This is a genomic window from Archangium gephyra, assembly GCF_042230915.1.
Lineage (GTDB): Bacteria > Myxococcota > Myxococcia > Myxococcales > Myxococcaceae > Archangium > Archangium gephyra_B.
Genome location: NZ_CP102578.1, coordinates 55,396 through 68,029 on the forward strand (window position 1 = coordinate 55,396; position 12,634 = coordinate 68,029).

General features: G+C 69.2%; 12 protein-coding genes. 9 read left to right on the plus strand and 3 right to left on the minus strand.

All coding sequences use genetic code 11. The annotated features are described in order from the left end of the window. Positions 1-65: 65 nt before the first annotated feature. The 4 genes from NR798_RS00275 to NR798_RS00290 are packed head-to-tail and all read left to right on the plus strand — an operon-like array spanning position 66 to position 4,223. Complete coding sequence (locus NR798_RS00275) at positions 66-1,253, plus strand: winged helix-turn-helix domain-containing protein (RefSeq protein WP_375769348.1); 1,188 nt, start codon at positions 66-68, stop codon at positions 1,251-1,253. A gap of 32 nt (positions 1,254-1,285) precedes the next feature. Further along, positions 1,286-1,837 (plus strand): GNAT family N-acetyltransferase, encoded by a 552-nt coding sequence (locus tag NR798_RS00280; protein WP_375769349.1) that lies wholly within the window; start codon positions 1,286-1,288, stop codon positions 1,835-1,837. Next, positions 1,834-2,628, plus strand: a complete 795-nt coding sequence (locus NR798_RS00285) for a zf-TFIIB domain-containing protein (protein ID WP_375769350.1) — start codon at positions 1,834-1,836, stop codon at positions 2,626-2,628. Before NR798_RS00280 ends, NR798_RS00285 begins: the two co-directional genes overlap by 4 nt. Positions 2,629-2,657: 29 nt before the next feature. Further along, a complete protein-coding gene (locus NR798_RS00290; protein ID WP_375769351.1) occupies positions 2,658-4,223 on the plus strand; it encodes an alpha/beta hydrolase-fold protein in 1,566 nt (521 codons plus the stop codon). 216 nt (positions 4,224-4,439) lie between these two features. On the opposite strand, the gene NR798_RS00295 is transcribed toward NR798_RS00290, so the two are convergent. Next, complete coding sequence (locus NR798_RS00295; protein WP_375769352.1) at positions 4,440-5,237, minus strand: tRNA1(Val) (adenine(37)-N6)-methyltransferase; 798 nt, start codon at positions 5,235-5,237, stop codon at positions 4,440-4,442. Positions 5,238-5,377: 140 nt separating this feature from the next. On the opposite strand from NR798_RS00295, the gene NR798_RS00300 reads away from it, so the two are divergent. From NR798_RS00300 to NR798_RS00320, 5 genes are all read left to right on the plus strand, one after another. Beyond that, the gene (locus tag NR798_RS00300; RefSeq protein ID WP_375769353.1) at positions 5,378-5,890 is read left to right on the plus strand and encodes a hypothetical protein; all 513 of its coding nucleotides are present in this window, start codon (positions 5,378-5,380) and stop codon (positions 5,888-5,890) included. A gap of 3 nt (positions 5,891-5,893) precedes the next feature. Then, a complete protein-coding gene (gene nrfH, locus NR798_RS00305) occupies positions 5,894-6,418 on the plus strand; it encodes a cytochrome c nitrite reductase small subunit (protein ID WP_375769354.1) in 525 nt (174 codons plus the stop codon). Between the two features lie 30 nt (positions 6,419-6,448). Further along, a complete protein-coding gene (locus NR798_RS00310; RefSeq protein WP_375769355.1) occupies positions 6,449-7,948 on the plus strand; it encodes an ammonia-forming cytochrome c nitrite reductase subunit c552 in 1,500 nt (499 codons plus the stop codon). Positions 7,949-8,301: 353 nt separating this feature from the next. After that, positions 8,302-8,829 carry a hypothetical protein gene (locus tag NR798_RS00315; protein ID WP_375769356.1) on the plus strand — a complete coding sequence of 176 codons (528 nt, stop codon included), beginning with the start codon at positions 8,302-8,304 and terminating at the stop codon, positions 8,827-8,829. A 117-nt stretch (positions 8,830-8,946) separates the two neighbouring features. After that, complete coding sequence (locus NR798_RS00320) at positions 8,947-10,269, plus strand: hypothetical protein (RefSeq protein ID WP_375769357.1); 1,323 nt, start codon at positions 8,947-8,949, stop codon at positions 10,267-10,269. A gap of 9 nt (positions 10,270-10,278) precedes the next feature. Here NR798_RS00320 and gshB read toward each other — a convergent pair whose 3' ends face one another. Both gshB and NR798_RS00330 read right to left on the minus strand, forming a co-directional pair. After that, a complete protein-coding gene (gene gshB, locus NR798_RS00325; RefSeq protein WP_375769358.1) occupies positions 10,279-11,238 on the minus strand; it encodes a glutathione synthase in 960 nt (319 codons plus the stop codon). Positions 11,239-12,134: 896 nt separating this feature from the next. Further along, the gene (locus NR798_RS00330; RefSeq protein ID WP_375769359.1) at positions 12,135-12,395 is read right to left on the minus strand and encodes a hypothetical protein; all 261 of its coding nucleotides are present in this window, start codon (positions 12,393-12,395) and stop codon (positions 12,135-12,137) included. Between the last annotated feature and the right edge of the window lie 239 nt (positions 12,396-12,634).

A 12,634-nucleotide genomic window follows, 5' to 3' on the forward strand; every position in this document is an offset into this window, starting at 1 on the left:
ACGGACATGGTTCACCCGCACGCGCGGAGGTAGGGTTGATTTGCCCCTGATGGTCATCCGTCCCCATGCCCAAGACAACCCCACCACCCGCGGTCACGCTGCCCACCGATGAGGCACGGGCGTGGCTCGTCAGCCACCTCGGGCTCGCCACGCCCGCGTACCCCCAGGGCGCCGAGGGCGTGCGCGCGCTGCTGCGCCACCTGCGCCACATCCAGTTGGATCCGCTCGACGTCATCGGCACCAACGCGGACCTCGTGGCGCTCGCGCGCGTGGACGGCCTCTCCAAGGGCGACGTGTACCGCCACCTCTATCCCGGCCATGCCTTCGAGCACTGGGCCAAGGAGCGCTGCCTCCTCCCCGCGTACGCCTTCCCCCACTACCGCGAGCGCTCCCTGGAGACTCCCTGGTGGCGCCTCGCCACGCGGCTGGAGCGCCTCCCCGAGAAGGTGCTCGGCGCCGTGCTCGAGGAGCTCACGGCCCGCGGCCCCCTCTCCGCCGCCGAGCTCACCGACCATGGCGCGGTGACGCCGCTCGACTGGAGCGGGTGGAAGGGCACGGGCAAGGCCACCTCCATGGCGCTCGAGGTGCTGTGGACACGCTGTGAGATCGTCGTGTGCGGCCGGGGCCCCGGTGGCAAGCGCTACGACGTACCGCACCGGGCCCTCCCGGATGTCGCGCGCGCCCAGGCCGGCCACACCAGCGACGAGAGCTTCGCGCGCTGGGCCCTCGCCGAGCGCGTGGAGGCCGCGGGCCTGCTCTCCCGCGCGAGCGGCCCGCACTGGTCCACCCTGTCCCCGGTGCGCACCTCGCCCCTGCCGGACGCCATGGTGCGCGAGGGCCTGCTGGAGGAGGTGTCCCTTCCCGGCTCGCCCCGGCGCTACCTGGCTCCGGCGGGCTTCCGCTCGCGGCCCGTGACGGCGCCGGACGAGCGGATGCGGATACTCGGCCCCCTGGATCCCCTCTTGTGGGACCGGGCGCTGGTGAACCAGCTCTTCGGCTTCGAGTACGTGTGGGAGGTGTACAAGCCCGAGGAGCAGCGCCGCTGGGGCTGGTACGTGTGCCCGCTGCTGCACCGGGGCCAGCTGGTGGGACGGCTGGAAGCGCGGGTGCAGGAGGGCGTACTCCGCGTGGAGAAGTTGTGGAGGGAGAAGGGTGTGAAACTGGACGATGCGGCGCTCGACGAGGCCCTGACGCGCCATGCCAAGGCGTGCGGTGCGGTGAAGGTGCGCCGGCCCCGGGCGCGGGTGGGCTGAAGCACGCGCCACCTGCTAGGGTGGCCCCCCGCATGTGGCGCATGACAGCCCCGAGGCAAGAGGCCCTGTTCGAGGTCGGGCAGTACCGGGTGCGACGGGTCTCGGAGGAGGACGCGCCGCTCATCCGCGCGCTGGGCGAGCGCTGCCTGGAGCACCTGGAGCTCCACTACGGCTCGCCGCCGGATCCCGGGCAGATGATCCGCGAGTTGCTGACGGATCTGCCCCCGGGCAAGACGCTCGGCGACAAGTTCGGTATGGGCGTCTTCGACAAGGCCGGGCAGCTCGTGGGCGCCATCGACGTCATCCGCGACTACCCGCAGCCGGGCGAGTGGTACCTGGGCCTGCTGGTGCTCGAACCGGGCCAGCGCAACCAGGGACTGGGCGCGAAGCTGCTGGAGGCCCTGACGCACTGGCTGCTGCGGCGAGGCGCCGCGTCCCTGCGCCTCGCGGTGTCCGAGCACAACGCCGCGGGCCAGCGCTTCTGGAAGCGCTCGGGCTTCCAGCCCGTGAAGCAGGTGCTCGCCGAGTTCGGCAACAAGACGAGTCTCTTCCACGTCATGCGGCGTGAATTGGAGCTGCGATGAAGTGTCCGGAGTGCAAGGGGCAGATGGCCGAGCGGTCCTTCGAGACCCGCACCGGCGGACAGGTGACGCTGGACGTGTGCCACACCTGCCGCGGCCTGTGGTTCGACACCCATGAGAGCCTCCAGCTCTCCCCGAGTGGAACGCTGCGGCTCTTCCGCGAGCTGTACGAGCGGCACGGCGAGCGCCCCCCGTACGGCCAGCGCAGGATGGCCTGCCCGCGCTGCGACATGAAGCTGGAGCTGACGCATGACGTGGCGCACAACAACCGCTTCCAGTACTCGCGCTGTGCCCAGCGGCACGGGCACTTCATCACCTTCTTCCATTTCCTGCGCGAGAAGGGGATTGCGCGCGATCTCACGCCCCGGGAGCACACCGAGCTGCGCAAGCACGTGGACACGCTCCTGTGCTCCGATTGTGGCGAGCCCGTGCGGCTGGCGAACCTGACGGCCTGCGCGCGCTGCCAGGCGCCGCTCTCGCTGCTGGATCCAGAGTGCGTGGAGAACACGGTGCGCGGCGCGCAGAAGCCGGATGGCTCGCGCCGCGACGTGGCGCCCGAGGTGGCCGCCCGGCTCCTGATGAACGAGCTGAAGCTCAGTGGTTTCCACCGCAAGTCTCCGCCCCGCGACAGGCCCGAGCACCGCTCGGACGCCATTCCGCCCGTCACGCTCCAGGTCCCGGACCGGCGCACCTCGAACACCCTGGAGCGGGTGGACGACGCCGTGGACCTGATCGACATCGGCATCGAGCTCGTCGGCGGGGGTCTCAAGGCCCTGGGCAAGCTCCTCTCCTGATTTCCCTCACCCGCCGTACCCCCACGAACATGACGCACCGACAACCCACGCGGTTTCCGCTTCTCCTCCTGCTCACGCTGACGGCCCTGGCCGGCTGCGATCCCAAACCCCCGCCCACCCCGGAGCAGAGCTACTCCGAGGTCCAGTTCGACGTGACGGTGCCGCTCGAGACACCGGTGGACGCCACGCTCCTGCTCACGGGCGCGGATCCGGCGTTCAAGGGCCCCTCCGGACAGGGCCTGGAGCTCATCTACCAGGGAGGCACCACCTTCACGGTGAAGGGGCGGATGCCCAAGAACCAGCCGCTCACCTACAGCATCCGGATGACGGCGCCGTCCACGCACGTGGCGCTCGACGCGGCGGGGACCGCGGTGCCCGCGCGGACGCTCGAGGCGCACGAGAACGAGGAGAACGTGAGCTTCAGCGTGGAGCGCTGGGGCCCGGAGAGCGGCATCACCCAGCCGCAGACCGCCTTCATCGTCGCGGTCCCGGAGACGACTCCCTCGCAGGACAGCATCTGGCTGTCCGGCAACCATGAGCTGCTGGGCAACTGGAACGGGGCGGGCGTGAAGCTCTACAAGGCGGTGAACAGCGGCTACGCCACCGTGCTCTCGTTCACGCCGGACACGTCGCTCGAGTTCAAGGCGACGCGCGGCGGGTGGGACAAGGTGGAGAAGACGGCCGAGGGCGCCGAGGTCGCCAACCGCACGCTCAAGACGGGGACGGGTTTCGAGCGCATCTCCATCTCGGTGGGAGCGTGGGCGGACTTCGTCACCGCGCCGGTCGAGCCGACGCTCACCGGCAACATCAAGAAGGAGCACATCACTCCCACCAACACGCTGCTCAAGGAGCGCGACATCATCATCTGGCTGCCGCCGGGCTACGACGAGAACGACAGCACGCGCCGCTTCCCGGTGCTGTACATGCATGACGGGCAGAACCTGATGGACGTCGTCACGGCGTTCGCCGGGGAGTGGAAGGTGGACGAGACGGCCCAGGAGCTCGTCGAGTCCCACAAGGTGGAGCCGCTCATCATCGTGGGCATCTACAACACCGCGGACCGGGGCCCCGAGTACACGCAGGTGCCGGACGACCGCTACCCCGAGGTGAATGGCGCCAACGGTGGCCGGGCGGACGCGTACGGCCAGTTCATCGTCAACGAGCTGAAGCCGATGATCGACGGCAAGTACCACACGAGGCCGGAGGCGAAGTACACGGGCCTGGCGGGCTCGTCGCTGGGCGGACTGGTGACGATGTACCTGGGCATGAAGCACCCGGACACGTTCAGCCGGCTGGCGGTCATCTCTCCCTCGGTGTTCTGGGGCCACCACGACATCGTCGCGAAGGTGAACGCGCTGCCCGCGAAGCTGCCGCTGAGCATCTGGCTGGACATCGGCACGGACGAGGGGAGCAGCAGCCTGGAGACGGTGGCCGACACCCGGCAACTGCGCGACGCGCTGGTGAACAAGGGCTGGGTGCTCGGCGGCAGCCAGCTGAAGTACACCGAGGTGGAGGGCGGCAAGCACAACGAGGCCGCCTGGGCCGCACGCTTCGGCAGCGTGCTCGAGTACCTCTTCCCCCCGCCGCCTCCGTGAAGTAACGCCGCCGCTCCGCTCCTCCCGGGAGAGGAGCGGAGACAAGCGGGTTCCCGTCTCTCCCTCGCCCTCCGGGAGAGGGGCGGAGACAAGCGGGTTCCCGTCTCTCCCTCGCCCTCCGGGAGAGGAGCGGAGACAAGCGGGTTCCCGTCTCTCCCTCGCCCTCCGGGAGAGGGGCGGGGTGAGGGTGCCCGTCACCGTCCTCCCCACCGTGAGTCAGCCGGGGGGAGGGCGCTCGGCCCGGGGAGGCTCCATGAGGGCGGCCACCTCGGGCGAGTAGCCCCCGGGGCCCTCACCGTGGGCGATGAGCGGCGGGCGGACGGCAAGCCCCCGCTGCCTGTCGCGCACGGCGTGCACGAGGAAGCGCGTGGCGGGACTCTCCACCCGGGCGTGCACGAAGCGCAGGGCCACGGGGTAGAGCTTCGCCGCCACGAGCAGGCCGAGCACCTCCGCGACCCGGGCCGCCGGGTAGACGAGGCTCACCCGTCCCCCGGGAGGCAGCGCATGCCGGGCCGCGGCCACCACCGAGGGCGCGTCACACGCCAGCTCCTGCTTGGACACGGCGCGCTCCTCGTCCGGGCTGCGCACGCCCGCGTTCACCGGACGGAAGGGTGGGTTGGACACCACGTGCGCGTAGGCCCCCGGGGCGAAGAGCGAGCGCGCCTCGCGCAGATCTCCCAGCAGGGGCCGCACCCGTCCCTCGCAGGCGTTGAGCGCCACGGCGCGCACCAGGCGCGCATGCACCTCGGGCTGCAGCTCCAGCGCGTCCACCGGCCCGAGGCCGAACTGGCACGTCAGCAGGAAGGACACCACGCCGCTGCCCGCGCCGAGCTCCAGCAGGGGGCTACCGGCGTCCCGGCCCTCGGTGGCCGCGAAGGCGGCGAGCAGCACGGCATCCAGCGTGAAGCGGTAGCCGCTGCGGCGCTGCAACAGCTTCACGCCCGAGGTGCCAATGGAGTCGAGCGTCTCGTCGGGTGCTCGAGTCTCCGGCACGGAGTGGCTCTTCTCGCTCAAGATGGGCTCCGAGAACGGCTCCGGCGGGTGTCGGACAGAGGGCGCTCACTCTATCCGGCTGTCCACAATCATGGGGTACACGCGTTTTTCCACCGGGCCGGGGTTGGCGTCACGGGACGAATGCACAGCGTGCGAGCCCCATGAGGCACGTCTCCCTTCCTGTCGTACTCCTGGCCCTGGCGTCCAGCGGCTGCGGCGCCGACCCGGAGCCGTGTATCAGCGGCTGCCCGGACATCTCCGGGGTGTACTCCGTGAGGAACGCCACCCCGGTGGGGCAGTGTCCCTTCAGCCCCTACGTCTTCGCGCCCACCGTCCAGTTGCAGCAGTTGGAGGACGGGCGCAGGGCCGTCTTCCACGTCATCGACCCGGCCACGAAGCTCCAGGTGCCGCTGACGGGCGACGTCTATGCCCCCGGGCCGAAGGAGGGGCCGGACATGCTCGGCTCGTTCCGGATCGACTCCGTCGTGGTGCGCTCCACCAGCGCCTCGGACGAGCGGACGCGGACGTTGGCTCTGACCGCCACCGGCTCGGTGTCCCTGCACGAGGGCCGCCGCGTGTTGACGGCGACATTGAGCACCACGGACATCACAAATGAATCCACTCCTGTGCGGAGCTGTGGCATCACGCTCTCCATCACCGGGGAAGGAGACTGAGCCGTGGCCACCGAGCCTCCCACATCTGAAGCTCCCAGCGGACCCAGGCGCCGCGGGCCGTCCGCCTTCGCCTGGCTCAGCCTGGGACTGAGCGCCCTCGTCGGGGTGGCGATCGGCATCGGGAGCTTCACCTTCGCCTACGCGAAGGGGGCCTCGTACATGACGGACGATCCCGCCGCGTGCGCCAACTGCCACGTGATGAGCGATCAATACTCCGAGTGGACCAACTCCAGCCACCACACCGTGGCCGTGTGCAATGACTGCCACACGCCCCCCAGCTTCGTGGGCAAGTACCTGGCCAAGGCGCGCAATGGCTGGCACCACTCGGTGGCCTTCACCGCGGGGGGCTTCCACGAGCCCATTCAGATCACCCCGCACAACCGCGCCATCACCGAGCAGCGCTGCCGCTCGTGCCACCAGCCCATCGTCCAGGCCATCGACGCGCACGCGGCCTCCACGAGCACCGAGCGCGATGATGGCTCCATCTCCTGCATCCGCTGTCACAGCGACGTCGGACACGCGCCGTAACCCCTTCGACTCCCCACGGACCCCACCTGTATGGAAGCTTCCCGTACCCGCCGCCGATTGATGCTCCTGCTCGCCGCGATGGTGCTCGCCGCGGGCGCCGCCGCCGCCGCCGCCGCGCTCGCGGTGAACATCATGGAGCGCAAGCAGGAGGCCCGGAATCCCTTCTACCGGGTCGTCGAGCTCACCGACACGACGGAGGATCCGGCCATCTGGGGCAAGAACTTCCCGCTCCAGTACGACGACTACAAGCGCACGGTGGACATGACGCGCACGAAGTACGGCGGCAGTGAGGCGGTGCCGCGCGAGCCCACGGCCAACGATCCGCGCACGGTGACGGCGCAGTCGCGGCTGGAGGAGGATCCGCGGCTGAAGACGTTCTGGGCGGGCTACGCCTTCGCGACGGACTTCCGCGAGGAGCGCGGCCACGCGTACGTGCTGGAGGACCAGCTCTTCACCGAGCGCCAGCACGTCACCAAGCAGCCGGGCGCGTGCGTCCACTGCCACGCCTCGGTGTACGTGCCCTACAAGAAGCTGGGCGAGGGAGACCTCATCAAGGGCTTCGAGAAGATGAACGCGATGCCCTACCCCGAGGCGCGCAAGCTGGTGCAGCACCCGGTGGCGTGCATCGACTGCCATGACTCGGAGACGATGCAGCTGCGGGTGACGCGGCCAGGCTTCCTGGAGGGCATCCGCGCGCTGAAGGCGAGCCAGGGCGTGCAGAACTACGACGTGAACAAGCAGGCGACGCGCCAGGAGATGCGCACGTACGTGTGCGGGCAGTGCCACGTGGAGTACTACTTCAAGGGCCCGGAGAAGCGGCTGACGTACCCGTGGGCCAACGGCATCAAGATCGAGAACATCCTCACGTACTACACGGAGAACGGGCACAAGGACTGGGTGCACGCGGAGACGGGGGCGCCGGTGCTCAAGGCGCAGCACCCCGAGTTCGAGATGTACAACCAGGGCATCCACGCGCGCTCGGGGGTGGCATGCGCGGACTGCCACATGCCCTACAAGCGCGAGGGAGCGCTGAAGATCAGCGATCACCACGTGCGCAGCCCGCTGCTCAACGTGAACCGGGCCTGCCAGACGTGCCACAACTGGACGGAGGCGGAGCTGACGCAGCGGGTGACGACGATCCAGGACCGCACCTTCGAGCTGCGCAACCGGGCGATGGACGCGATGATCGCGCTGATTGGGGACATGAAGGCGGCCAGGGGCGCGGGGAAGACGGACGCGGACCTGAAGACGGCGATGGAGCTGCAGCGCCGGGCGCAGTTCATGGTGGACTTCGTGGAGGCGGAGAACTCGATGGGCTTCCACGCGCCGGAGGAGGCCGCGCGCATCCTCGGCATCGCGATGGACATGGCGAGGCAGGGGCAGCTGGCGGTGAGGCAGCCGGACTTCACGCCGAACCTCTTCCCGAGCACGACGCCCTCGGTGAAGCCGACGGAGCGCGAGGTGACGCCGCCGCCCGGGGGCGCCGCGGGCAGCGGCAGCCAGGGTGGGGGCAGCGGCACCGGCCACTGAAGCAACGTCCCCCAGCCAACAAAGCCCACCGCTCCAAGTCCCCATCCCCAAGCCCATATCCCCTCTCCCGCCGGGAGAGGGACGGGGTGAGGGTATCGGGTAGCCCCGGGCTCCTCCCTGTGGACCCCCCCGAGGGCCACGGGCTCCCCCGCCTGCCTCACTGAGCGTGTAACCGGGCGACCCATCGTCCGCCCCGTCCGCTCTTGGAATGGTCCCCTCTGGACGAGCCGGGTACACTGGCCGCGAGGACACTCCCCATGGCGAACAGCAGCACCCAGCCGGCCCCACTCCCGTGGCAAACGCCGCACCTTCCCTGGATGGCTGGCTCCCTCGATGGGGCGCAGGGCCCGGGTATGCGCCAGTCCGGGCAGGGGGGGCTGCGGACGGAGGCGCAGGGGCCGCGGCGCATCCTGATCGTCGACGATGACCCGGCCATCCTCAACGTCTGGCGCCGGGTGTTGGGGCAGAGGACGCGCTCGGCCTCGCTGGACAACCTCGAGAAGAAGATCTTCGGGGCCAACCCGCCCGCCGCGTCCGGGGACGCGGGCTTCGCCATCGACACCGCGTCGCAGGGGCAGGAGGGGTACCAGAAGGTCATCAGCGCCCTGGAGGAGGGGCGTCCCTACACGTTCGCCCTCGTGGACATGCGGATGCCGCCGGGCTGGGACGGGCTGGAGACCATCCTGCACATGCTGGAGAAGGATCCCCGGCTGGAAGTGGCCATCTGCAGCGCCTTCTCGGACATCTCCCGCGAGGAGGTGGCCCAGCGCGTCGGCCGCACGGACATCCAGTGGCTGCGCAAGCCGTTCGATCTCGAGGTCGCTCGCGATCTGGCCCGGAAGCTGAGTGAGCAGGGCGTGCAGCGCCGCCACTCCCGCTGAGAAGTCGGGGCATGATGAAATCGTGATGGAGCCGTGAGCCCCAGGTGCGGCTCGGCTCCGGGCGATCCCTCAGTGTGGTGCGACGGACCGTTGCACTTCCTGGAGGAGCTCGCCCCCATGACCCTGTCTCGGCAGCTGGCTGCCGGCGCCATTGTCTTGCTCGCCGGCCTCATCGCCTGTGGAACCCCGCCCGCTCCGGAACGGCTCCACACGGACTCCGTCAACCTCCTGCTCGGGGATGAGAGCTTCAAGGCCCGGTTCGGGCGGCTCCCGCGGGCGGACGAGGAGCAGTTGCGGATCCAGGTCCACCTGGAAGACGTGCTGGAGCGGCTGCGGCAGCGCTCCACGGAGGGGCTGTCCCCGGCCGCGCGCGCCGCCAGGAGCCGGAATCTCGAGCGGCTGGCGGACTACATCCAGCGAGGCGAGTTCCCCCGGAACGACGGCCATCCGGACGCGCGGCGCCCCACCTTCATCGACTCGCGGGGGCGCATCTGCGCGGTGGGCTATCTGCTCGAGCAGGAGCTGGGCCCGGAAGTCGCCGAGGCCATCGCCGCCGATCACAAGTACGCCTTCATCCGGGAGATCGACTCACCCCTGCTCGCGCGGTGGGCCGCCACCACGGGGCTCGAGCTGGAAGAGCTGGAGATGATCCAGCCCACCTACTCCTCCGAGCCCCCATACGAGGAGTCGTATGGGCCGATCTTCTCCTTGTTGGATCCGCTCGATGGGAGCGATGGCCACTTCTCCATCGGCTCGGGGTTCCTGTTCGATGGCAAGGGTGACGGCGTCCCCATCCGGCTGGATCTCTCCACGGCCTTCAGGGGAAGCTGCGGCCTGGGAGGCTACGCGGCCATCTCGCTGACGAAGCTCACGGGCGCGGACAGATCCGCCACGTCGCTGAGCAACATGGATCTGGGGATGTACTTCGCCCGCCCCGTCTTCTCCGGCAACTGGCTCGTGCTCCGGGGAGGGCTGCTGCTTCCCACGGGGGACGAGGACGAGGTGGGTTCCTCCGTGAATACCTCGGTGGCGGCGAAGCGTCCGGCCCAGGCGGTGCTGTTCCAGCCAGGAGCCCTGGGTGGGAGGCTGGGCGCTTCCATGATCGTGCCCAGCGCCTTGTGCTCGTCCTGCTCGCTCCGGCTGGACGCCGGGCTGGATGTGTACTCCCCCTTCTACAAAGCCTTGCGGTTCTCCCCGCGGTGGGGAGCGGGGTTCTCCTATCGCTATCAACAGCTCGTCACCATGCTCGAGATCGCTGGCGGCCGGTACGCGGAGACCCTCGCCGCGAGGAGTGCGATCCATCACTCCGTCGGACTGTCGTTCCGGAAAGCCGCCAGCGGCAGGTCGGGCTTTCAGCCGGGGCTGGCCCTCTCGATCCCGCTGGAGAATGGAATCAAGCGGTGGTTCCTGGGCTTCGATGTGACGATGCGGTTCCTTTGAACCCGCCGCTCAGCGCCGCTGGCCCACGAGCCGCTCGGCGACGTCGATCACCTTCGCCTCGACGTTGGTGTTGTCCAGCTTGTCGATCTCCGCGAGGCCGGTGGGGCTGGTGACGTTGACCTCGGTGAGCCAGTCGCCGATGACGTCGATGCCCACGAGGTACAGGCCACGCTCCTGGAGCGCGGGCTTGAGGCGGGTGCAGATCTCCAGCTCGCGCGGGGTGAGCTGCGTCTTCACGGGGGTGCCACCGGCGGCCATGTTGCCGCGGTGATCGTCCTGGGCGGGGACGCGGAGCACGGCGCCGCAGGGCTCGCCATCCACGAGGATGATGCGCTTGTCACCCTGGCGGCTCTCGGGGAGGTAGGCCTGGGCGACGACGGCCTTCTTGCCGCCGAGGGTGATGATCTCCAGGAGGGAGCGGGTGTTGCGGTCGCCAGGCTGGAGGAAGACGATGCCCTGGCCGCCGAAGCCCTCGACGGGCTTGAGGATGGTGCCCTGGGGGTGGCGGGCGATGAACTGGGAGAGGGCGGCGAGCTCGCGGGCGATGAGCGTCTCGGGCATGAGCTCGGGGAAGCGCAGGCCGAAGAGCTTCTCGTTGGCATCGCGGATGCCGGTGGGGTTGTTGAGGAAGACGGGCGGGCGGCCGTTGCACAGCTCGACGAGCTGGGTGGCCTGGAGGAAGTCGGCGTCGACGGGGGGATCCTTGCGCAGGAAGAGGACGTCGAGGCTGGAGAGGGGGCGCACCTGCTCGTCGAGGAGGTCGAAGTGGCGGCCGGGCTCGCGGCGCACGGTGACGGTGCGCATGCGGGACTCGGAAGCGGAGCCGTTGAAGCGGAGCCAGGGCTGCTCGAAGTAGCGCACCTGGTGACCGCGGCGCTGGGCCTCGAGCATGAGGGCGAAGGTGGAGTCATGGTCCACCCGGACCGTCTCGAGGGGATCCATGAGGAAGCCGAAGGTGAGCGCGGCCATGGGGACGGGAGCCTCCTGGGGGTTCGAAGGATGATACCCGGTGAGTAGACGCACGGAGGGCGCGCGCGCGACAGAAAAAGCACGCGGAGTGGGGGAGGGGGGCTACGGGTGGCGGCAGAGGCCCTCGACGCAGGAGGTGCCTGGGGGGCATCCGGGCCCGCCGTCGGCGCAGGAGACCCGCGAGCAGGCCATCTTCAGCTCCAACCGGGAGTCCTTGTAACGCGGAGGCCACACGGAGCAGAGGCCGCCGCTGGGGCAGGGCACCTTCTGGCAGTTCTCTCCGCGCACCACCGCGCAGACCGAGAGGCCCTCGCCGAGACCGACGCACTCCTGGCCTTCGGCGCAGCCCGATGCTTCACAGGTGGGAAGACAGGAGGGACCGTCCAACCCCTCCCGGCAGAAGAAGCCCTGTGGACAACTCGTGGGCTCCTCCATCTGGCAGGAGCGCCCGCACCAGCCCCTGTTGCAGTGAAGTCCCTGCTCGCAGGTGTTCTCCCTAGGCCCTCTGGCCGGAATGCAGGCCTCGCCCTCCTTCCGCTCTCCCGGATCGACACACACCCGCACCAGGGGCCCTACATCCATCGTGGGCAGCGTCCGGCAGGTTTCTCCTTCCCCGCACTGCAGATCGGTGGTGCACCAGCTATCGCTGCAGAGCCCCTCGCGCCGGGTCCCCGAGACACTCAGGCATCCAAGTGGCGGCTCGCAATCCTGCCCTCTCCAGCATGTCTGCGAATAGGTCTGGAGCTTCCACGTCTCCTCCAGCTCCAAAATGGGAGTTGCCGCAGCCGCCCTCCGACCCTCCTCAGACCAGGGATTCCAAAATGCCGTTCCCACGATGATCAGGAGAGGCATCGGAAGCAGCAACCCAAGCAGAAGGGTGAGGAAGGTGCTCCGCTTCACTGGCACGTCACCGTGCAAGGCAGGGTCCGGCAGTCCCGGTACTCCACCTTGTCATCAGGGCAGATCCTCTCCTCATCCTCATCCTCATCGTCCTCAAGTTCCTGATTCCTGAACTCCTCGCCACGCTGTTTGAATTTATCTTTCATGTCCTGCTGCATCGCCCGATCGAGCTTTCCACCCTTCCGATAGGTATGCGGGCAGCCCGTTCCGAGCATCAAAAACCCCATCACGGCAGCGAGCATCGCGCGTTGCGACATGAGTTCCCCCCTGGCGGAATGATGCCTCAGCAGTAAGGGGAACCCCGATATGGGGCGGTGCGCCATCCGTGAGCGGTGACGACTGCCGGACACAGCAGCGGGGGAGGGCCCCTTGATGCCGCGCCTCGACTTCAAGGACGCTCGGGTCCGTGCCCCTCGCCAGGCCAGATACCCGGAGTGATGCCTTCGTCCTCCATGAGCTGGAGCGGCATCAGCGCCGGCGTGAGCAGGGCATCCCC

Bases quoted from the DNA above. Each gene is read 5' to 3' on its own strand.
- NR798_RS00275 (WP_375769348.1), top strand. From the start codon at position 66: ATGCCCAAGACAACCCCACCACCCGCGGTCACGCTGCCCACCGATGAG.
- NR798_RS00280 (WP_375769349.1), top strand. From the start codon at position 1,286: ATGTGGCGCATGACAGCCCCGAGGCAAGAGGCCCTGTTCGAGGTCGGG.
- NR798_RS00285 (WP_375769350.1), top strand. From the start codon at position 1,834: ATGAAGTGTCCGGAGTGCAAGGGGCAGATGGCCGAGCGGTCCTTCGAG.
- NR798_RS00290 (WP_375769351.1), top strand. From the start codon at position 2,658: ATGACGCACCGACAACCCACGCGGTTTCCGCTTCTCCTCCTGCTCACG.
- NR798_RS00300 (WP_375769353.1), top strand. From the start codon at position 5,378: ATGAGGCACGTCTCCCTTCCTGTCGTACTCCTGGCCCTGGCGTCCAGC.
- NR798_RS00310 (WP_375769355.1), top strand. From the start codon at position 6,449: ATGGAAGCTTCCCGTACCCGCCGCCGATTGATGCTCCTGCTCGCCGCG.
- NR798_RS00315 (WP_375769356.1), top strand. From the start codon at position 8,302: ATGCGCCAGTCCGGGCAGGGGGGGCTGCGGACGGAGGCGCAGGGGCCG.
- NR798_RS00320 (WP_375769357.1), top strand. From the start codon at position 8,947: ATGACCCTGTCTCGGCAGCTGGCTGCCGGCGCCATTGTCTTGCTCGCC.
- gshB (WP_375769358.1), bottom strand. From the start codon at position 11,238: ATGGCCGCGCTCACCTTCGGCTTCCTCATGGATCCCCTCGAGACGGTC.
- NR798_RS00330 (WP_375769359.1), bottom strand. From the start codon at position 12,395: ATGTCGCAACGCGCGATGCTCGCTGCCGTGATGGGGTTTTTGATGCTC.